Annotated in this window: 19 protein-coding genes; all 19 read left to right on the top strand. The window is 64.6% G+C overall.

Translation table 11 applies throughout. The annotated features are described in order from the left end of the window. Window positions 1-195 precede the first annotated feature (195 nt). The 19 genes from J7E83_RS01735 (at window position 196) to J7E83_RS01645 (ending at window position 19,710) form a co-directional block, all read left to right on the top strand. Window positions 196-1,329, top strand: coding sequence for a mannose-1-phosphate guanylyltransferase (locus tag J7E83_RS01735; RefSeq protein ID WP_214958683.1), 1,134 nt, complete (start codon window positions 196-198; stop codon window positions 1,327-1,329). A gap of 86 nt (window positions 1,330-1,415) precedes the next feature. After that, window positions 1,416-2,615 carry an amidohydrolase gene (locus tag J7E83_RS01730; protein WP_214958682.1) on the top strand — a complete coding sequence of 400 codons (1,200 nt, stop codon included), beginning with the start codon at window positions 1,416-1,418 and terminating at the stop codon, window positions 2,613-2,615. Window positions 2,616-2,764: 149 nt separating this feature from the next. Continuing rightward, the gene (locus J7E83_RS01725) at window positions 2,765-3,199 is read left to right on the top strand and encodes a MarR family winged helix-turn-helix transcriptional regulator (protein ID WP_214958681.1); all 435 of its coding nucleotides are present in this window, start codon (window positions 2,765-2,767) and stop codon (window positions 3,197-3,199) included. Between the two features lie 58 nt (window positions 3,200-3,257). Then, a complete protein-coding gene (locus J7E83_RS01720) occupies window positions 3,258-3,689 on the top strand; it encodes an organic hydroperoxide resistance protein (RefSeq protein ID WP_214958680.1) in 432 nt (143 codons plus the stop codon). Then, window positions 3,686-4,708, top strand: coding sequence for an NADP-dependent oxidoreductase (locus tag J7E83_RS01715; RefSeq protein ID WP_214958679.1), 1,023 nt, complete (start codon window positions 3,686-3,688; stop codon window positions 4,706-4,708). Before J7E83_RS01720 ends, J7E83_RS01715 begins: the two co-directional genes overlap by 4 nt. A 233-nt stretch (window positions 4,709-4,941) precedes the next feature. Next, entirely contained in the window at window positions 4,942-6,054 is a 1,113-nt protein-coding gene (locus J7E83_RS01710) for a BMP family protein (protein ID WP_251043281.1), read from the top strand. A gap of 181 nt (window positions 6,055-6,235) precedes the next feature. Continuing rightward, the gene (locus J7E83_RS01705; protein ID WP_214958678.1) at window positions 6,236-7,825 is read left to right on the top strand and encodes an ABC transporter ATP-binding protein; all 1,590 of its coding nucleotides are present in this window, start codon (window positions 6,236-6,238) and stop codon (window positions 7,823-7,825) included. Further along, window positions 7,818-9,212 (top strand): ABC transporter permease, encoded by a 1,395-nt coding sequence (locus J7E83_RS01700; protein WP_214958677.1) that lies wholly within the window; start codon window positions 7,818-7,820, stop codon window positions 9,210-9,212. Before J7E83_RS01705 ends, J7E83_RS01700 begins: the two co-directional genes overlap by 8 nt. After that, complete coding sequence (locus J7E83_RS01695; RefSeq protein ID WP_214958676.1) at window positions 9,209-10,705, top strand: ABC transporter permease; 1,497 nt, start codon at window positions 9,209-9,211, stop codon at window positions 10,703-10,705. Before J7E83_RS01700 ends, J7E83_RS01695 begins: the two co-directional genes overlap by 4 nt. Window positions 10,706-10,710: 5 nt before the next feature. Further along, window positions 10,711-11,145 (top strand): cytidine deaminase, encoded by a 435-nt coding sequence (locus J7E83_RS01690; protein WP_214958675.1) that lies wholly within the window; start codon window positions 10,711-10,713, stop codon window positions 11,143-11,145. Then, complete coding sequence (locus J7E83_RS01685; protein ID WP_214958674.1) at window positions 11,142-12,464, top strand: thymidine phosphorylase; 1,323 nt, start codon at window positions 11,142-11,144, stop codon at window positions 12,462-12,464. Before J7E83_RS01690 ends, J7E83_RS01685 begins: the two co-directional genes overlap by 4 nt. A 4-nt stretch (window positions 12,465-12,468) precedes the next feature. Then, window positions 12,469-13,104 carry a DedA family protein gene (locus tag J7E83_RS01680; RefSeq protein WP_214958673.1) on the top strand — a complete coding sequence of 212 codons (636 nt, stop codon included), beginning with the start codon at window positions 12,469-12,471 and terminating at the stop codon, window positions 13,102-13,104. 83 nt (window positions 13,105-13,187) lie between these two features. After that, window positions 13,188-13,916 (top strand): DedA family protein, encoded by a 729-nt coding sequence (locus tag J7E83_RS01675; RefSeq protein WP_214958672.1) that lies wholly within the window; start codon window positions 13,188-13,190, stop codon window positions 13,914-13,916. A gap of 39 nt (window positions 13,917-13,955) precedes the next feature. Next, on the top strand, window positions 13,956-15,110 hold the full coding sequence (locus J7E83_RS01670) for an adenosine deaminase (protein WP_214958671.1): 1,155 nt from the start codon (window positions 13,956-13,958) through the stop codon (window positions 15,108-15,110). A gap of 82 nt (window positions 15,111-15,192) precedes the next feature. Then, the gene (locus J7E83_RS01665) at window positions 15,193-15,768 is read left to right on the top strand and encodes a MazG nucleotide pyrophosphohydrolase domain-containing protein (RefSeq protein ID WP_214958810.1); all 576 of its coding nucleotides are present in this window, start codon (window positions 15,193-15,195) and stop codon (window positions 15,766-15,768) included. Between the two features lie 170 nt (window positions 15,769-15,938). Next, on the top strand, window positions 15,939-17,219 hold the full coding sequence (gene eno / locus J7E83_RS01660; protein WP_214958670.1) for a phosphopyruvate hydratase: 1,281 nt from the start codon (window positions 15,939-15,941) through the stop codon (window positions 17,217-17,219). 158 nt (window positions 17,220-17,377) lie between these two features. Further along, window positions 17,378-18,055, top strand: a complete 678-nt coding sequence (locus tag J7E83_RS01655) for a septum formation initiator family protein (protein ID WP_214958669.1) — start codon at window positions 17,378-17,380, stop codon at window positions 18,053-18,055. A gap of 24 nt (window positions 18,056-18,079) precedes the next feature. Continuing rightward, window positions 18,080-18,766, top strand: a complete 687-nt coding sequence (locus J7E83_RS01650) for a DUF501 domain-containing protein (RefSeq protein WP_311379561.1) — start codon at window positions 18,080-18,082, stop codon at window positions 18,764-18,766. Then, window positions 18,763-19,710, top strand: a complete 948-nt coding sequence (locus tag J7E83_RS01645; protein WP_214958668.1) for a Ppx/GppA phosphatase family protein — start codon at window positions 18,763-18,765, stop codon at window positions 19,708-19,710. The genes J7E83_RS01650 and J7E83_RS01645 overlap by 4 nt, the downstream gene beginning before the upstream one ends. The last annotated feature ends 14 nt before the right edge of the window (window positions 19,711-19,724 follow it).

The raw sequence follows: 19,724 nt of genomic DNA, 5'->3' as shown, positions 1-19,724 counted from the left end.
TGCTGCGAGAGCACTCATGACTCAGGCCTAAATCTAGGCTTCGCTCACAGCTTATTCAATTTAGGAGTTCCTTGGTGACCCTCTCAGTGGCGGATTTTCGGTTGTTTGAGACGAACGCCACACGATCTGGCTGTTCGGGGGGTGCCGAACCGTCCCAAGAGGTCACTCTGCGGCGGTTCGGCTAAAGTAGCGGTGATGAGTACAGACAAAGTGACAAGCCCGGATTCACCCTTGAACCGTTTTATGGCGGTCATTCCGGCAGGCGGAGTGGGGACCCGCCTCTGGCCACTGTCACGTGCAGCAGCTCCCAAGTTCCTTCACGACCTCACGGGTTCGGGCAGCACTTTGTTGCGCGCCACATATGACCGGCTGGAGCCCCTCGCGGGCGAACGCGTCCTGGTGGTCACCGGGACCGCACACCGCGCTGCCGTGTGCCGCCAACTGCCTGAGCTTCAGGACTCGGACCTGGTCCTCGAGAGCGAACCCAAGGATTCCGGTGCCGCCATCGGCCTGGCCGCGGCCATCCTGCATGAGCGCGATCCGGACACCATCATGGGCTCCTTCGCCGCCGACCAGGTGATCAGCCCGGACCATCTTTTCCAGGAGGCGGTCCGGGAGGCCATCCACACCGCTGCCGCCGGAAAGATCGTGACCATTGGCATCAAGCCGACGCACCCCTCCACCGGCTTCGGCTACATCCGTGCCGGGCGCGGGCTCCACATCGACGGCGCCCCCAGTGCGCAGGCTGTGGTGGAGTTTGTTGAGAAGCCGGACGAAGAAGTTGCCCAGCAGTATGTGGACAGCGGCGAGTATGTCTGGAACGCCGGCATGTTCGTGGCACCCGTGGCCCTGATGCTGAAGCACCTGGAGGCCAACCAGCCTGAGCTTTTCCAAGGACTGCAGGAGATCGCCCGTGCCTGGGACACCCCTGAGCGCGACGAGGTCACTGCCCGTGTGTGGCCCACCCTGCCCAAGATTGCCATTGACTATGCGGTGGCTGAGCCCGCGGCCGCGGCAGGCGATGTCGCCGTCGTGCCTGGCACTTTCGGGTGGGACGACGTTGGGGACTTCGCCTCTGTGGGCCGGCTCAACAGTGCGCGGGAAGTGGATGACGTCACCGTCATCGGCAACGGCGCCCGCGTGTTCACCGAAAACGCCAGCGGAGTGGTCGTTTCAGACACAAAGCGCGTGATTGCACTGATCGGCATCAAGGATGTGGTCATTGTGGACACCGGGGACGCCCTGCTGGTAACCACCAAGCAGCACTCCCAGCGGGTCAAGGCCGCCGTGGATGCGCTGAAGGCCAGCGGTGATTTTGACGTTCTCTAGCAACCTGAGTGGCTGGCAAACCGGGCAAATCCGTAACGCGCCGACTGTGATGCCGCTATTCCGTGGAGCCTCGCTAGAGTAAATCTGTGCGTAATTACACTACTGAAGCTGAGCCCACCGCGTTGGTGGGGCCGTGGCTGGAGCCGCTCCTTCCGGAACTGATCGACTTCCGCCGGGACCTGCATGCGCACCCGGAGCTTTCCTTCAAGGAGTTCCGCACCACAGACAAGCTCGTGGAACGGCTCGAAGCAGCGGGCCTCGAGCCCCGCAGGCTTGAGGGCACAGGCCTCACGGTGGACATCGGTGAAGGGCCCATCGCCACGGCCCTTCGCGGGGACATCGACGCCCTGCCCATCATCGAGGAGACGGGCCTTCCGTTTGCCTCAAAGAACCACGGCGTCACGCATGCCTGCGGCCATGACATCCACACGGCCACCATGCTTGGCGTGGCATTGGTCCTCCAGAGCATGCACCTGGAATCCAGGCTGGCCGGCACCGTGCGGATCATCTTCCAGCCCGCCGAAGAGACCATGCCCGGCGGTGCGTTGTCCTGCATCGAGCAGGGCGTCCTGGACGGTGTGCCCCGCATCCTGGCGCTGCACTGCGATCCAAGGATCGACGTCGGACGTATCGGGACGCGCATCGGCGCCATCACTTCTGCCTCGGACACCATCAGGATCGAGCTGAGCGGCCGTGGCGGCCATACCTCCCGTCCGCACCTCACCGAAGACCTCGTCTTCGCGCTGGCGCAGATCGCCGTGAATGTGCCGGCAGTGCTGTCCCGCCGGGTTGACGTGCGCAGCGGCGTCTCGGTGGTGTGGGGCCATATCTCCGCCGGTTCGGCACCAAACGCCATCCCCGGTACCGGCTTCATGGCCGGGACCATGCGGTGCCTGGACCGCGACGCCTGGAAGGATGCCGGCGAACTCCTGGACGAAGTGGTCCATCAGGTCGCGGCTCCCTACGGTGTGGAGGTCCGCCTGGAGCACATCAGGGGAGTCCCGCCCGTGGTGAACTCCGAGCATGAGACGGCCCTGATCGAGGCTGCGGCCCGAGCCGAAATCGGGGAGAGCGCCGTCATGCTTACACCCCAGTCCATGGGCGGCGAGGACTTCGCCTGGTTCCTGGCTGAGCGTCCCGGAGCGATGATGCGCCTTGGCACCAAGACCCCGGGCGGCGAAGAGTATGACCTGCACCGCGGCGACTACGTCGTGGACGAGCGGGCCCTGGGCTTCGGCGTCCAGGTGCTCACGGCAGCAGCGCTTCGAACCATCCGAGACCTCTGAGTCCCACCACCCGAACGCACCACCCAGCCCGGCGCGAACTGGCAGATAACACCGGCAAATCTCGAATTTGAGGGCATTAGCTGCCAGTTCGCGCTTGTCTTAGGGTTGGTAAGTTGTGCACAACTGAATTGTGCACTAGCGTGTTAGTCATGACCGACGCTCCCCGCCTTGACCGCCAGGTGTGCTTTGCCCTCTACTCGGCATCGCGCGCGGCGACGGCGGTTTACCGGCCCATGCTCGAAGGGCTGGGCCTGACCTACCCGCAGTATCTGGTGATGCTGGTCCTGTGGGAAAACGAGCCGCGGGGCGTCAAGGAACTGGGGGAGGAGCTGGGCTTGGATTCCGGCACACTCTCGCCCCTGCTGAAGCGCCTTGAGGCCCTGGACCTGGTGGAGCGGCGCCGGTCGGGGGAGGACGAACGCCGGGTGGCCATCCACCTGACAGCAGCCGGGCGGGCCCTCAGCAGCAGGGCAACCGGGATTCCCCAGCATCTGGCGGATGCCGCAGGGCTCTCGCCAGACGAACTCGAGCAGCTCCGCACAACCCTGGGCAGGCTCACGGCCGCCCTCCACGACTCGCACTGACCAGCGTGCACTGAGACAAACCCATATTCCTTATACATTCCAACAGGACGGACACACCGTGAAGACCCTCTACACTGCTGAGGCCCTGGCTTCGGGCGAAGGCCGCGACGGCAACGCACGCACCAAAGACGGCAAGCTGGACGTGAATCTCGCCAGCCCCGTGGAACTGGGCGGTAACGGCGACGGCACCAATCCTGAGCAGCTCTTTGCCGCCGGCTACGCAGCCTGCTTTCACTCGGCACTGCGCCTCGTGGGACGAAAGGAAAGGGCCGACCTCACGGATTCAGCGGTAGCAGCCCGCATCCACTTCGGCGCCTTGGACGGCGGTGAAGGCTACGGCCTCGCTGCGGAACTCGAAATCGCTGTTCCGGCCCTGGACCTCGCAACTGCCGAATCGCTCGTGGCCAAGGCCCACCAGATTTGCCCTTACTCCAACGCCACCCGTGGGAACATGACGGTGGACATCAAGATCCTGGAGTTCGCAGCATGAGCACCGTAACCGCCTTGCCGACAACCACCCGGGAGATCCGCCTCGCATCCCGCCCTGAGGGACGTCCCACCCAGGAGAACTTCAGGCTGGCCGAATCACCGCTGTCCGAACTCCAGGACGGCCAGATCCTGGTGCGTAACCTCTACATCTCCGTTGACCCTTACATGCGGGGCCGCATGAACGATGCCAAGTCCTACTCAGCGCCCTTTGCCCTGGATAAAGCGCTCGACGGCGGCGCGGTTGGCGAGGTCATTGCGTCCAGGTCGGACGCACGCAAGGTGGGGGACGCCGTCGTCCATTCACTGGGCTGGCGGGAATACGCCGTCCTGGATGCCAATGCCACCACGGTGGCCCGGACCGATCTGGCACCGGCGTCGGCGTTCCTCGGCGCACTGGGCATGACCGGGCTGACGGCATACGCGGGACTGCTCAAGGTTGCCGAATTCACGCCGGGCGATGTCGTCTTCGTCTCCGGAGCGGCCGGTGCCGTCGGGTCCCTGGTGGGGCAGATCGCCAAGGCCATGGGTGCGTCCCGGGTGATCGGCAGTGCCGGCACGCCGGAGAAGGTTGCCCGGCTCCTGGAGCTGGGCTTTGACGCTGCCTTCAACTACCGCGACGCCCCTGTCCGGGAACAGCTCAAGGCTGCCGCCGGTGACAAGGGGATCGACGTCTACTTCGACAATGTCGGAGGCGACCACCTCGAGGCCGCCCTCGCCGAACTGAACGTGGGCGGACGGGTGGCCATGTGCGGAGCCATCTCCCAGTACAACGCCACCGAAGCGACCCCGGCTCCGCGGAACCTCATGCTCGCCATCGGCAAGCAGTTGACCCTTCGCGGCTTCCTCGTGGGAGGGCAGCGCCAGCACAGCGCCGAGTTTGCCGAAAAAATGGCAGCCTGGCTCGCCGACGGTTCGGTTCGCTACGACGAGACGGTCGTGGACGGGCTGGAGAACGCACCGCGGGCGTTTATGGACCTTCTTGACGGCGCGAACACCGGCAAGATGCTGGTCCGGCTCTAACCACGCAAGCGGTGCAGACCGGGTCGATGGGCCGCCGCCCTACTGATTGGTAACAAGTTCTCAACGATGTTCAGGATCCGGCGTAGGGGCGTGTCGCAGACCACTAATGTTGCTTACATCAGTGCGCTTCGGCGCAGTGCTGCGAAGCCGTCAGTGAAAACAGAATTTCAGTGCAGAAACGGACACTCATTGGAATCGAATCGCAGCGCCACTCTCTTCATCCTGGAGGAAAATTGAAGAAATCACTGCGTGCTAATTTCAAGCGCGGTTCAATGGCCGGCGTGGCCACTGTGGGTGCGACGGCACTCCTGTTGACCGGCTGTGGCGCAGCCCCATCCTCATCCGGCAGCTCAAGCGGCGCCGCGAAGTCGGACTACACCGCCTGCATGGTGTCCGACTCCGGTGGATTCGACGACAAGTCGTTCAACCAGTCCGGCTATGAAGGTCTCCAGCAGTCCGTCAAGGACCTGGGCATCCAGGAGAAGCACGTCCAGTCCAAGGCTGACACCGACTACGATCCCAACCTGCGCTCCATGGTCCAGCAGGGCTGCAAGCTCACCGTTACTGTCGGCTTCCTGCTCGGCGACGCCACGAAGGCTATCGCCACGGCAAACCCGAACAGCCACTTCGCGATCATCGACTACAACGACCCCACCTTCCCCAAGAACGTCAAGCCGATCGTCTATGACACCGCCCAGGCGGCGTTCCTGGCCGGTTACCTGGCTGCCGGAACATCCAAGACCGGCAAGGTCGCGACCTTCGGCGGCGTCAACATCCCTACCGTCACGATCTTCATGGACGGCTTTTCCGACGGCGTGAAGTACTACAACCAGAAGAAGGGCAAGAACGTCCAGCTCATCGGCTGGGACAAGGACAAGCAGGACGGCACCTTCGTCGGCGACTTCAAGCAGGTGGACAAGGGCAAGGTCCTGACCCAAGGATTCCTGGACCAGGGCGCTGACATCGTGCTGCCCGTGGCCGGGCCGGTCGGAGCCGGTGCAGGCAGCGCCATCCTCGAGGCCAAGGCCAAGGGAACGGATGCCAAACTCATCTGGGTTGACTCCGATGGCTACGTCACGGCCCCCGACTACAAGTCGGTCATCCTTTCTTCTGTCCAGAAGACGATGGCGACAGCCGTTGAGACGGTCATCAAAGACGACAAGGACAGCAAATTCGACGCCACTCCGTACGTCGGCACCCTGGAGAACGGCGGCGTGGCACTGGCGCCCTTCCACGATCTGGACCCGGCAGTCCCGGCAGACATGAAGAGTGAGCTGGACCAGCTGAAGAAGGACATCGTCTCCGGAACCGTCAAGGTTGAATCGAAGTCCAGCCCGACGAAGTAGGACCACACCTCGGGGCGCGCTGCCCTTCCGCCGGTACATCGGCTGAAGGGCAGTGCGCCTTGTCGCGTTCCACCAGCGCATACTGCCCAAGCGCGACGGCGGACACTAGGCTGGGACCACCCGTTGCCCTGCCGCCAACAACTCCGGGGCAGATCCATACACACACAGATTGGTTGGGGTTTTGAAACTCGAACTGAGAGGGATCACGAAGCGATTCGGGTCCCTGGTAGCCAATGACCACATCGACCTGGTGGTCGAGCCGGGGCAGGTGCATTGCCTGCTGGGGGAGAACGGCGCCGGTAAGTCCACGCTGATGAATGTCCTCTACGGCCTTTACGACCCCACCGAGGGCGAAATCCTGATCGACGGAAAGCCCGTGGTGTTCAAAGACCCGGGCCAGGCGATGGCCGCCGGCATCGGGATGGTCCATCAGCATTTCATGCTGATCCCGGTCTTCACCGTGGCCGAGAACGTGGCCCTGGGCAACGAGACCACCAAGACCGGGGGTTTCCTGGACGTGGAAGCGACCCGGCGCAGGATCCGCCAGATCTCTGACCAGTACGGGTTCGACGTCGATCCGGACGCCATGGTCGAAGACCTCCCGGTGGGAGTTCAGCAACGGGTGGAAATCATCAAGGCCCTGGTAAGGGACGCGGAGATCCTGATCCTGGACGAACCCACCGCGGTGCTCACGCCTCAGGAAACCGACGAGCTCCTGGACATCATCCGCCAGCTCAAGCGGGACGGTAAGTCGATTGTTTTCATTTCGCATAAGCTCCGCGAGGTCAAGGAGATCTCGGACATCATCACGGTTATCCGCCGGGGCAAGGTTGTCGGCCAGGCGGAGCCCACGGCGTCCACCACTGAGCTTGCCTCCGCCATGGTGGGACGCGCGGTGAGGCTGACGCTTGAGAAGGGAGCGCCCCGGACCGGGGACGTCACCTTCAAGGTCCGCAACCTGACGGTGGTCAACCCCAATGGCCAGCGCGTCGTGGACGGCCTTTCCTTTGACATCGCCAAGGGTGAAGTGCTGGCCATTGCCGGCGTCCAGGGCAATGGCCAGACCGAACTCACCGAAGCCATTCTCGGCGTCCAGCCGCATGCCTCAGGCTCGGTAACGCTCGACGGCGAGGAACTGCTGGGCCGCAGCGTCAAGCAGGTCCTCGGCGCCGGAGTGGGGTTCGTGCCCGAAGACCGGACGGTCCACGGGCTCGTGGGCACCTTCTCGATCTCCGAGAATATGATCCTGGATCTTTACGACAAGGCACCCTTCGCCAGCGGACTGGGCATGAAGCCGTCGGTGATCTCGGAAAACGCTGCGAAGAAAGTTGAAGAATTCGACGTCCGCACCCCGTCGGTTACGGCCGCCGTCGGTACGCTCTCGGGCGGCAACCAGCAGAAAGTCGTGCTGGCCCGCGAACTGTCCAGGCCGCTGCGGCTGTTCATCGCTTCCCAGCCGACCCGCGGCCTCGACGTGGGTTCCATTGAATTTGTGCATAAACGCGTCATTGCCGAACGTGACCATGGAACGCCGGTGATGATCGTCTCCACGGAACTCGATGAGGTGGTGCAGCTGGCAGACCGGATCGCCGTGCTGTACCGGGGACGGCTCGTGGGCATTGTGCCTGCGACAACGTCCCGTGACGTCCTGGGCCTGATGATGGCCGGGGTCCCGGCCGAAGAAGCGGAAGCCAGTGTCAAAGCGCACGCGGGGACGAACCCCCATGCCGTCCCGGAAGCCGCCGGCCGAGAAGGAGAATCAGATGTCTGAGAAGACGACCCCGGAACCGGCCGCACCCGCCGGTAAACATGCGGCGAAGGAACCAGCCGCGGACAGCCCAATGCAGGCTTCCCCGGTGGAGGACGTGGCCTCCGGCGTGGTCATCGACACCGCCGGCGGCAATATCCCGCCGTCGGCCGTCCCGAGTTCCAGCCAGAGCGGCAGCATCCGGCCCGGCCCAGGCGATTCCCTGCTGCGCCAGATCTTCACCGGCAACGCCATGGTCTCGCTGTTGTCCGTGGTCCTCGCGATAGTCCTGGGCGGCATCCTGATGGCCGTCACGAACCCCAAGGTCGCTGCGACGGCAGGGTACTTCTTCGCCCAGCCGGGCGACCTGCTGACGGAAGTTTTCCGGCCCTACGCCGCCCTGGTGCAGGGCTCGATCTTCAACTGGGCCGGCACCGATACCGCCGCACAGCTGTATCCGATTACGGAGACGCTGACCGTGTCCACCCCGCTTATCTGTGCTGGCCTGGGTGTTGCCCTCGCCTTCCGCGCGGGCTTGTTCAACATCGGCGCCCAAGGCCAGATCATCTTCGGTGCCCTCTTCGGGGCGTACATCGGATTTACGTGGCACCTTCCGGTGGGGCTGCACCTGCTCGTGGTGATTGTTGCCGGACTGATCGGCGGGGCCGTCTGGGGTGGTGTTGTGGGCCTGCTCAAAGCGCGCACAGGCGCGCACGAGGTGATCGTGACGATCATGCTGAACTACATCGCAAACTTCCTGCTGCTGTTCCTGCTGACCACACCGGCCTTCCAGCGCAAGGGCTCCACGAACCCGATTTCGCCCTTCCTGGACCAGAATGCGCTGTTCCCCGAACTGCTCGGTCCGCAGTTCCGGCTGCACGCCGGCTTCCTGGTCGCGGTCCTGGCCACGGCCTTCGTGTGGTGGCTGCTCAACCGTTCCACAGTCGGCTTTGAATTCCGCGCTGTCGGTGCCAACGCCAGCGCCGCCCAGACCGCGGGCATCAACGTTGCCCGAAGCACCATCCTGGTGATGGCGATCGCCGGGGCCCTGGCCGGCCTGGCTGGCATCACCCAGGTATCGGGCACGGAAAAGTACCTCTCAGGCGGTGTCGCGGCCTCCATCGGCTTTGACGCCATAACCGTTGCGCTGCTGGGCCGGTCGACGCCGTGGGGGACCTTCTTCGCCGGTCTCCTCTTCGGTGCCTTCCGCGCCGGCGGCGTGGCCATGCAGGCCCAGACGCAGACGCCGATCGACATTGTCTTGGTGATCCAGTCGCTGATCGTGCTGTTCATCGCGGCGCCTCCGCTGGTCCGGGCGATATTCGGACTCAACCCCCGTAAGAAGAAGCCCACCCAGGGTGGGACCGCCGGTTCAAAGGCCAGCGGCGTGAAGAGCGGAGCGGCAGCATGAGCGCCACGATCCAACCTCCGGCCAGCCAGCGGGACGCCGACGCTGCCCTGTCGAAAGGCGATGCCAAAGCAGCCTCCGAACTCGTCAGCTGGAAGGCCGGCATCGGACTCGGGCTGCTGGCTGTTCTGGGCACCGTCCTGTTTGGCTTGCTTGCCAACGACAAGCTGGCCGGTTTCAGGATCGCGGAGGCCCGCGACCCGAATGCCTCAACCGTGGCCGCATGGGTGACGCTGGCGGTAGCACTCGCGGCCTCCGCCTATCTGGCCTACCTCTGGGCGGCGCGGCGACGACAGGGCGGACCAGTGGACCGTTGGATTCCGGCGGCTGCGCTGGCGGCCGTCGTGGTCCTTGGACTGGCTGCCCTGGGTGTCGCCCGGTTGGAAAAAGTTGCCGCTCCGTCGATGGCCGTGGGCTGGATCTGCTCGGCAGTCCTCCTGGCCCTGGCGGGCTACGCTATCTTCCTGACAACCCAGCGCCGGCCCGCACCGCGCTGGGTCGGGGGAGTCTTCGCCGTCGTATTCCTCGTCGGCTTCCTGGTCTGGATCGTTGCCGGCGGGCGCGACAGTGAGCCGTCGATCTCGCTCGGCGGACTGCTGGCAGGTTCAGTGACCCTCGCCGTGCCCCTCGTCTTCGGTTCACTGTCGGGCGTGCTGTGCGAGCGGGTCGGTGTGGTCAACATTGCCATTGAGGGGCAGCTTCTGCTGGGAGCCTTCTCGGCAGCCGTTGTGGCTACCGTGACCGGCAATGTCTACTTCGGCCTGATCTCCGCGGGGGTAGCCGGGGCTCTGGTGTCACTGGTCCTCGCCGTCGTCAGCATCAAATACCTGGTGAACCAGATCATTGTCGGCGTGGTACTGAACGTCCTGATCAGCGGACTGACCAGCTTCCTTTTCTCCACGCTGCTGACAGCTGACCCGGAGCACCTGAACAAGCCCGGACGGCTCGATCCCGTGGACATCCCCTTCCTGGCTGACATCCCTGTCATCGGCCCCATCCTGTTCCACCAGTCTCTCGTCGGGTACCTGATGTACGCCGCAGTGATCGTGGTCTATGTCGGCCTCTTCCACACCAAGTGGGGCCTGCGCGTGCGGGCCGTGGGTGAGCACCCACAGGCGGCGGACACGGTTGGCATTAACGTGAACCGTACGCGTTTTCGCAATGTGCTCATGGGCGGTGCGATCGCCGGCATCGGCGGGTCCTTCTTCACTTTGGTCTCCGTGGATGCCTTCAGCAAGGACATGTCCGGCGGCCGAGGCTACATTGCCCTGGCGGCCTTGATCTTCGGCCGCTGGAATCCGATCGGGGCGTTCCTTGCCGCACTCCTGTTCGGTTTCGCCGATAACCTGCAGAGCATTATCACGATCATCGGCTCACCGGTCCCGAGCCAGTTCATGGCGATGCTGCCTTACGCGTTGACGGTGATCGCTGTGGCCGGACTCGTGGGCCGCTCCCGGCCGCCGGCGGCGAGCGGCATACCGTACGTCAAGGGGTGACGGCAGTGGAACAAGCCAAGGCTTCAGGCGCGGGCGGCGCTGAGAGCGCCGTCGACTGGGAAGCGCTCAAGACTGCCGCCGTTGCCGCGATGCAGAACGCCTATGCCCCGTATTCGAAGTTCCCGGTGGGGGCCGCGGCTCTCACCGGGGACGGCCGGATCATCAGTGGCTGCAACGTGGAAAACGCCAGCTATGGACTGACTCTTTGCGCCGAATGCGCGCTGGTGGGCAACCTGCATATGACAGGAGGGGGACTGCTGCGCGCGTTCTACTGTGTTGACGCTGCCGGAAACGTCCTGATGCCCTGCGGTCGCTGCCGCCAGTTGCTCTATGAATTCCGCGCCCCGGGCATGGAGCTGATGACCACTCAGGGCATAAAGACCATGGACCAGGTGCTTCCTGACGCATTCGGTCCCCAACACCTGGAGGAGCCCCGATGACTGGAAATACAAGAAAAACCGAAGCCTTTGACGCCGTTGACATCATCCGCACCAAGCGGGACAAAGGCGTTTTGAGTCCCGAACAGATCGACTGGACCATCGATGCCTACACCCGCGGCGTCATTGCCGACGAGCAGATGGCCGCCCTCAATATGGCCATCCTGCTGAACGGCATGGACCGGACCGAGATCTCGCGCTGGACCGCCGTCATGATCGCCTCGGGCGAGCGGATGGACTTCTCCGGTCTCCGGCGGCCCGACGGCGGAGCGAAGGCCACCAGCGACAAACACTCCACCGGGGGTGTGGGGGACAAGATCACCCTGCCGCTGGCACCGCTTGTGGCCGTATTCGGCGTCGCGGTCCCCCAACTGTCCGGACGCGGCCTGGGCCACACCGGCGGCACCCTCGACAAGCTGGAATCGATCCCAGGCTGGCGTGCAGCCCTGAGCAACGACGAAATGATGGCGCAGCTGCAGGACGTGGGAGCCGTGATCTGCGCGGCAGGCGCAGGCCTGGCTCCGGCGGACAAAAAGCTCTACGCACTGCGCGACGTCACCGGCACGGTGGAGGCAATCCCGCTCATTGCCTCGTCCATCATGAGCAAAAAGATCGCGGAAGGCACAGGCTCCCTGGTCCTGGACGTCAAGGTGGGTAGCGGGGCGTTCATGAAGGATGAGGCCCGCGCCCGGGAACTGGCCGAAACCATGGTGGCGCTGGGCAAGGATGCGGGGGTCAATACGGTGGCACTGCTCACCAACATGAGCACCCCGCTGGGGCTCACGGCCGGCAACGCGATCGAAGTGGAGGAATCCGTAGAGGTCCTGGCCGGCGGCGGCCCTGACGACGTGGTGGAGCTGACGGTGCGGCTGGCCGAGGAGATGCTCGCTTGCGCCGGCGTTCACGACGCCGATCCCCGCGCCGCCCTGAAAGATGGCCGGGCCATGGATGTGTGGAACAGGATGATTGAGGCGCAGGGCGGCGACCCGCGCGCCGAGCTGCCGGTGGCCAAGGAATCCGATGTCATTTATGCGCCGGCTGACGGGGTACTGGTCGAACTGGATGCCCTGGCCGTGGGCGTGGCGGCGTGGCGCTTGGGCGCCGGCCGTGCCCGCAAGGAGGATGCAGTCCAGGCGGGCGCCGGGATCCGAATGCATGCGAAGCCCGGTGCGGTGGTCCGCGCCGGTGAACCGCTGATGACATTGCTGACCGATACTCCGGAGAAGTTCGCGCGTGCCAAAGAATCGCTGGAGCACGCCGTGGTGATAGCGCCGGAAGGCTCGCGGCCTGCCCAGCAACTGATCATAGACCGCATAGCATAGGGCCATGCAGGCCATCAACGATTTCATCCTCGCTGCCGCCGGGCAGCCCTGGGTGCTTTTCCTGGTGCTTGCCTGCTGCGTCATTGACGGGTTCTTTCCGCCGATCCCGAGCGAGTCCGTGGTGGTGGGCCTGGCCGCCGTCGCCGCCACCGCGGATGTTCCCAATCCGTGGCTGCTGGCGCTTGTTGCGGCGTTGGGGGCTTTTTCGGGGGACAATATCGCCTATCTGATTGGGCGCAGGGTGGGGATCCGCCGCTGGCGCTGGATGCGTGGTCCACGGATGCAGGCTGCCTTCCGTTGGGCCGGCGACGAACTGCGGAAGCGTCCCGCGTCCCTTATCCTCGTGGCCCGGTTCATTCCGATCGGACGGGTGGCGGTGAATCTCACGGCGGGAGTGACGCACTATCACCACTTTCGCTTCATGGGGCTTACGGTCCTCTCCGCCACTCTCTGGGCCGGATACTCGGTGGCGATCGGCCTGTTTTTCGGCCAATGGTTCGAAAACAATCACTTTCTGGGCGCGGTCATCGCTATTGTCTGCGCCGTCGCTTTGGGAATCGTCGTGGACCTGGTCATCAACCGCATCCGCGGCAAGGTTCCGGTGGTGGAGCGGCTGAAGGATCCCGACGCCGGGGCGTAGCGGACCACGCCCCGGCCGTGGGACACTGAAGAGCGACTTTCGTCACTTTTGGCTGCGTCATTTTCGTCTAGGAGCAAGACCGCGTGGAGTTTATTAATGAGGCTGTGCTCCATGCAGCTGGTCAGTGGTGGATTTACCCCGTCTTGCTGGTGTTCTTCTTTGTGGACGGCTTCGCCATGGTGGTGCCCAGTGAGACCCTGATCGTTGCGCTGGCGGCATTTTCCCGGCACAGCGGTGAGCCGAACCTCTGGATCCTGGGCCTGACCGCCCTCGTCGGCGCCATGGCAGGTGACAACATGGCTTTCCTGCTGGGCCGCAAGATCGGCCTGGAGCGGTGGAAGTGGATGCGCCGTCCCAAGGTCCAGAAAGCTTTTGGCTGGGCCCGGTATGAGCTTGAAAAGCGCGGTGCGGTCCTGATTTTCACCGCCCGGTACATTCCCTGGGGCCGGGTGGCCGTCAACTACGTGGCCGGCACCAGCGGGTTCGCGCACCGCCGGTTCTTCCTGCTGGATGCCTTCGCCTGCCTCACCTGGGTGGGGTACTCGATCGGCATCGGCTTCCTGGCCAGCTCCTTCCCGTGGCTGCACCACAACCCGCTGCTGAGTGCTGGCATCGCCGTGGTGTTCGCCATCGTGCTGGGAGTCCTCCTCGACCATGGCCTGCGCTTGTGGCACAAGCACCTCGCCCGCAAGGACGCCGAGCGCGCTGATGACTGGCTGGACGGCGGCCCTGCTGCTGCCAGCGCCCCCGGATCAGGACCGTCATCGATCCTGGCGTCCGCAGCAGGAGACAGCGAGCCCGGGGCAAAGTAGCGGCTGGCGTTAGGCGCCCGCCAACCCTAAGGTTGGAACGTGACTGAGCCTATTGTTGACGCTGCCCCTGCCATCGATTTCGACCTGAAGAGCCTTCCCAAGGTTTCCCTCCACGACCACCTGGACGGCGGGCTCCGGCCGGCTACCATCATCGAGTTGGCCGAGGCCGCTGGACATACCCTTCCCTCCTCCGATCCGGTGGCCCTGGGGGAGTGGTTCCGCGAGTCGGCTGACTCCGGATCGCTGGTTCGCTACCTGGAGACTTTCGACCACACCGTTGCGGTCATGCAGACCAAAGAAGGATTGTTCCGCGTCGCCAAGGAATTTGTGGAGGACCTGGCGGATGACGGCGTGGTGTATGGCGAAGTGCGCTGGGCACCTGAGCAGCACCTCCAGAAGGGCCTCTCCCTGGACGAGGCAGTGGAGGCTGTGCAGGAAGGCCTTGACGCCGGCGTCGACGCCGTAACCGAAAGCGGCCGCGAGATCCAGGTGGGCCAGCTGATCACGGCCATGCGGCATGCCGACCGCGGCCAGGAGATCGCCGAACTGGCCGTCCGTCACCGCAACAAGGGTGCCGTCGGCTTTGACATTGCGGGTGCCGAGGACGGTTTCCTGCCCGCCCGTTTCAAGGATGCCTTCACCTACCTGGCCCAGCACAATTTCCCGGCCACCGTCCATGCCGGTGAGGCCGCCGGGCTGGAGAGCATCCAGTCCGCCCTGGTGGACGGCCGCGCGCTGCGCCTGGGCCACGGGGTCAGGATCGCGGAGGACATCTTGGTGGAATTCGACGACGAAGACGACAACGCTGGTGCCGAAGGCGATGAGGACAGCATCGGCCTGGTCACCCTGGGCGACCTCTCCAGCTGGATCCGGGACCGCGGCATCGCCCTGGAGATCTGCCCATCCTCCAACCTCCAGACCGGCGCCATCGCCGGCTTCGGTGAGGGCATCGAAAGCCACCCGCTGGACATGCTCTACCAGCTGGGCTTCAACGTGACCATCAACACCGACAACCGGCTGATGAGCGGTGTCACCCTGACGGACGAGTTCGAACTCCTCGTGGAGACGTTCGACTACGATCTCGATGACCTGCTCGAGCTCACGCTCAACGCCGCCGAGGCATCCTTCCTTCCGCTCGAGGAGAAGGAAGCCCTGGTGGAGTACATCAACGACGCCTACGCCAACCTTGGCTAACCAACAGTCCCTCGATGCAAACCGGCCTCCCGTCCAGGAGCTGGTCGACGTTGTCGCCTCCCTCCGCGAGCACTGCCCCTGGATGGGTGCACTTACCCACGCCTCCCTTGTGGAATACCTCCTCGAGGAGGCTTACGAGGTTGCGGAAACCATCGAGACCGGAGGGAATGACGCCGAACTTCGAGGCGAGCTGGGTGACGTGCTGCTCCAAGTGGTGCTGCACGCCCGGCTCGCCGAGGAGCGGGGGTCGTTCGCTTTCGACGATGTCGCCCGAGGGCTGAGTGCCAAGATGGTCAGGCGCAATCCGCACGTCTTCCGGCCGGACGGCACCCTGCAGGACAGCTTCCCCGCCACGGTGGAGGAGATCGTGCAGAAATGGGACGCCGTTAAACAGGCAGAACGTCCGGAACGGAAGCACCCGTTTGAAGGGATCCCGGAGGCATTGCCTGCGTTGGCCCGGGCGCAGAAGTCACTGGACCGCGCCGAACGGGCCGGCGTCAAGCTTACCGGTGGCCTGTCAACGGGAAGCGTGCCGGTTCCGGACACTGAAGAGGAGCTCGGTGAGCTGCTGCTCGCCATCGTCGGCTCCGCACGTGCCAGGGGTTTCGACGCCGAACGTGCCCTCCGCGGTGCTGTCCGGCGGTGCCAGGAGCGGTAGCAGGAGCGCAGGCCCGACCAACGACAGGGCCGGATAGCGCCATCATGACGTCCGGGGGACGGATAGGTTTCCGTAACCTGTGCCACTCTCGACTACGCTAGACCCTGACGAGGACGTCAACTCTTTCCGCAAGTTTCCCAGTAAATCGCTTCACCATAAGGAGCACATCCATGGCGCTTATCGATGCCATCCACGCCCGCGAGATCCTCGATTCCCGTGGCAACCCGACCGTAGAAGTTGAAGTACTGCTTTCCGACGGCCAGATCGGTCGCGCTGCAGTTCCCTCAGGTGCCTCCACCGGTGAGCACGAGGCCGTTGAACTCCGGGACGGTGACAAGGGCCGTTACCTCGGTAAGGGCGTCCAAAAGGCCGTCGACGCCGTCATCGACCAGATCGCTCCGGCCCTGACCGGCTTTGACGCCACCGACCAGCGCAGCATCGACCAGGCCATGATCGACCTGGACGGCACGCCCAACAAGGGCAAGCTCGGCGCCAACGCCATCCTGGGCGTTTCCCTCGCGGTGGCCAACGCCGCTGCCGCCTCCGCCGACCTGCCCCTGTACAAGTACCTGGGCGGCCCGAACGCCCACGTGCTCCCCGTGCCGCTGATGAACATCCTCAACGGTGGCTCCCACGCCGACTCCGACGTCGACATCCAGGAATTCATGGTTGTTCCGCTCGGCGCGGAAACCTTCTCCGAGGGCCTCCGCTGGGGCGTGGAGGTCTACCACGCACTCAAGGCCGTACTCCAGGAAAAGGGCCTCTCCACCGGCCTCGGCGACGAAGGCGGCTTCGCGCCGAACCTGCCGTCCAACCGCGCAGCCCTGGATTTGATCCAGGAAGCCATCAAGAATGCGGGCTACACCCCGGGTACGGACATCGCCCTGGCCCTGGACGTAGCCTCCTCCGAGTTCTTCAAGGACGGCGCCTACCAGTTCGAAGGCAAGGCACTCAGCGCCACAGAGATGAGCGCCTACTACGCCGAGCTCGTTGCCGACTATCCGCTGGTTTCCATCGAGGACCCGCTGGACGAGAACGACTGGGACGGCTGGAAGACCCTTACCGACACCATCGGCGATAAGGTGCAGCTGGTCGGCGACGATCTCTTCGTGACCAACCCGTCCATCCTGCAGCGCGGTATCGAGACCAAGACCGCTAACTCGCTGCTTGTGAAGGTCAACCAGATCGGGTCCCTGACCGAGACGCTGGATGCAGTCAGCCTGGCGCAGCGCGCCGGTTACACCACCATCACCTCGCACCGTTCCGGCGAGACCGAGGACACCACCATCGCCGACATCTCCGTTGCCACCAACGCCGGCCAGATCAAGACCGGTGCCCCGGCCCGCTCCGAACGTGTTGCCAAGTACAACCAGCTGCTGCGGATCGAAGAGGAACTCGACGACGCCGCACGCTACGCCGGCCGCAGCGCGTTCCCGCGTTTCAAGGGCTAGTAGCCACTTAAACAGCTGACCGGTGGCTATGGTTGAAAGACCATAGCCACCGGTTTTCTGTTTCAGCCTGGTCTGTTACAGGCTGGTTTGTTCAACGCAGATGTGTTTCAGCGCAGACAGGTTCGGCCACAGGCAGGCCGGCCGTTTTCAGGAGTGACATGGCTACCCGCCGTCCAAAAGTTCCCAGGGCCACCCCCAGGCAGGAAGCTACAGCGAAGCCAGCCCTCGACAGCGCCGACGTCATCCGCCCCGATTTTGGCGGGGGCAGGGAAAACCTGTCCAAGGAAAATGCAGCCCGGCAAAATTCCGCGCAGGACAAGGCCGCACAGGACAAGGCCGCCCGGGACAAGGCCGCCCGGGACAGGGCCGGGTCAGGAAGAGCCAGCACGCAAAAGGCGGTGCCCGCCGGGCAGTCCCGGGACGCCCAAGCCGAGGAAATGGCCCACCCGGTACCGGCCAAGGCTTTCTCGGGCCGCATGCTGGCGCTGGCGGTCGTCATGATTGCTATCACTATTATGCTGGCGCCCACTGTCAAGATCTTCTTCGACAAAAAAGCCGAGATTGACGCCCTCAACGCCGATATCGCCGCCAGCCAGGCCCAACAGGACGGCCTGAGGCAGCAAATCTCGCGCTGGCAGGACCCTAACTATGTGAAACAGCAGGCCCGCGACCGGATTAACATGGTTATGCCGGGGGAAACCGGCTACTGGGTATTCGGCGGCGACCTGCCGGCCGGAACAACCAGTAGCCAGACCGGCGCAGCAGCACAAGACCCCGCCGACCTGCCGTGGGTGGATTCCCTGTGGGAGTCCATCAGGCGTGCGGCCACAGACTGAACCCTAGAGGAAGGATGGCCGCCAGTGGAAGAAAACACGGCAACTGCGCCGGGGATGTCCCGCCAGCCATCAGCGCATGATCTCGACGTACTGAGCCGGCAACTGGGACGGCCGGTCCGCGACGTGGTGGAGATCCCGGCGCGCTGCATCTGTGGCAACCCCCTCGTGGCCGCCACGGCGCCACGCCTGGGCAACGGCACGCCGTTCCCCACCACGTTTTACCTGACCCATCCCGTCATCACCTCAGCGGTTTCCCGCCTGGAGGCCGCCGGAGTCATGAACGACATGAACGACCGCCTCGTCGCTGATGAGCGGCTCGCTGCCGCCTACCGTTCAGCACACGATGACTACCTCGCAGCCCGGGCAGCCATCGGCGAGCGTTCCGGCATCGGTGCGGTCCCCGAGATTGACGGCATCTCCGCTGGCGGGATGCCCACCCGGGTTAAATGCCTGCACGTCCTGGTGGGGCACTCCCTGGCTGCCGGGCCCGGGGTCAATCCGTTGGGAGACGAGGCAATCGCCGGCATTAGCGAGTGGTGGACCGCCGAGCGCTGCTACTGCGACGGCGCCTGGGACACCGCAGGGGAGGCCCCGTCCAAGGACCTGAGCCGGCACGGTCCGCAGGGCCTGCCGGAGATCGTGGGCCGGCCCGCTCCCGTCCGCAAGGCCGCCGGCACGGCAGAGGCTGTGAATGTGGAGGCCCGCGAATGACCCGTGTTGCTGCCATTGACTGCGGTACCAACTCCATCCGCCTGCTGATTGCCGACGTCGACCGCAGCAGCGGGGCGGCAAAGCTCAGGGACGTTGTCCGCGAAATGCGCGTGGTACGTCTGGGTCAGGGTGTGGATGCCACCGGTGAACTGGCCCCTGAGGCGCTGGAACGCACGTTCGCCGCCACTGCCGACTATGCCCGGCTGATCCGCGAACATGGTGCCGGTGCTGTGCGCTTTGTTGCCACGTCCGCGAGCAGGGATGCGCGCAACCGCGAGGCCTTTGTGGACGGGATCCGGGACCTGCTCGGCGTTGAACCGGAAGTCATCACCGGCGACGAGGAAGCCGCGTTGTCATTTGCCGGGGCCAGCAGCGTCCTGCCCATTCTCGACGGGCACCAGGTGCTGGTGGTTGACCTCGGCGGCGGGAGCACGGAATTCGTCCTTGGCACGGCCGACGGCGTGACCGCCGCCAAATCCGTCGACGTCGGGTGCGTCCGGCTGACGGAGCGCCATCTCGTGGACGACCCGCCAACGGCGCGACAGATCGCCGCCGCAGAAGCCGACGTCGACGCCGCCATCGCCCTCGTGGAGCTGGACGTTCCGCTGGAACGTGCCACCGCCGTCGTCGGCGTAGCCGGTTCGGTCACCACCATCACGGCCCATGCGCTGCGACTGCCGCGATATTCCCCCGACGCCATCCACGGAACCGAGCTGTCCATCGACCTGATCCGCCGGGCCGGCACTGACCTTCTGGAAATGACAAAGGCAGGACGCGCGGAGCTGCCGTATATGCATCCTGGCCGGGTGGACGTGATCGGCGCAGGCGGGCTCGTGTGGCGCCGCATCCTGGAGCGCCTGAACGAGCTCACCGACGGACGCATCGTCACCGCCACAGCCAGTGAACACGATATTCTTGATGGCATTGCCCTGAGCATCAGCTAGCCGACCATGGGACC

This window comes from Arthrobacter sp. ISL-48 (genome assembly GCF_018613805.1).
In the GTDB taxonomy this organism is placed as follows: domain Bacteria; phylum Actinomycetota; class Actinomycetes; order Actinomycetales; family Micrococcaceae; genus Arthrobacter.
This window is presented reverse-complemented; position numbering and strand designations above follow the sequence as displayed.

What these genes read in the sequence shown, in the direction of transcription:
- J7E83_RS01735 (WP_214958683.1), top strand. Translation starts at nt 196, where the DNA reads ATGAGTACAGACAAAGTGACAAGCCCGGATTCACCCTTGAACCGTTTT.
- J7E83_RS01725 (WP_214958681.1), top strand. Translation starts at nt 2,765, where the DNA reads ATGACCGACGCTCCCCGCCTTGACCGCCAGGTGTGCTTTGCCCTCTAC.
- J7E83_RS01715 (WP_214958679.1), top strand. Translation starts at nt 3,686, where the DNA reads ATGAGCACCGTAACCGCCTTGCCGACAACCACCCGGGAGATCCGCCTC.
- J7E83_RS01700 (WP_214958677.1), top strand. Translation starts at nt 7,818, where the DNA reads ATGTCTGAGAAGACGACCCCGGAACCGGCCGCACCCGCCGGTAAACAT.
- J7E83_RS01695 (WP_214958676.1), top strand. Translation starts at nt 9,209, where the DNA reads ATGAGCGCCACGATCCAACCTCCGGCCAGCCAGCGGGACGCCGACGCT.
- J7E83_RS01685 (WP_214958674.1), top strand. Translation starts at nt 11,142, where the DNA reads ATGACTGGAAATACAAGAAAAACCGAAGCCTTTGACGCCGTTGACATC.
- J7E83_RS01680 (WP_214958673.1), top strand. Translation starts at nt 12,469, where the DNA reads ATGCAGGCCATCAACGATTTCATCCTCGCTGCCGCCGGGCAGCCCTGG.
- J7E83_RS01665 (WP_214958810.1), top strand. Translation starts at nt 15,193, where the DNA reads ATGGGTGCACTTACCCACGCCTCCCTTGTGGAATACCTCCTCGAGGAG.
- eno (WP_214958670.1), top strand. Translation starts at nt 15,939, where the DNA reads ATGGCGCTTATCGATGCCATCCACGCCCGCGAGATCCTCGATTCCCGT.
- J7E83_RS01655 (WP_214958669.1), top strand. Translation starts at nt 17,378, where the DNA reads ATGGCTACCCGCCGTCCAAAAGTTCCCAGGGCCACCCCCAGGCAGGAA.
- J7E83_RS01645 (WP_214958668.1), top strand. Translation starts at nt 18,763, where the DNA reads ATGACCCGTGTTGCTGCCATTGACTGCGGTACCAACTCCATCCGCCTG.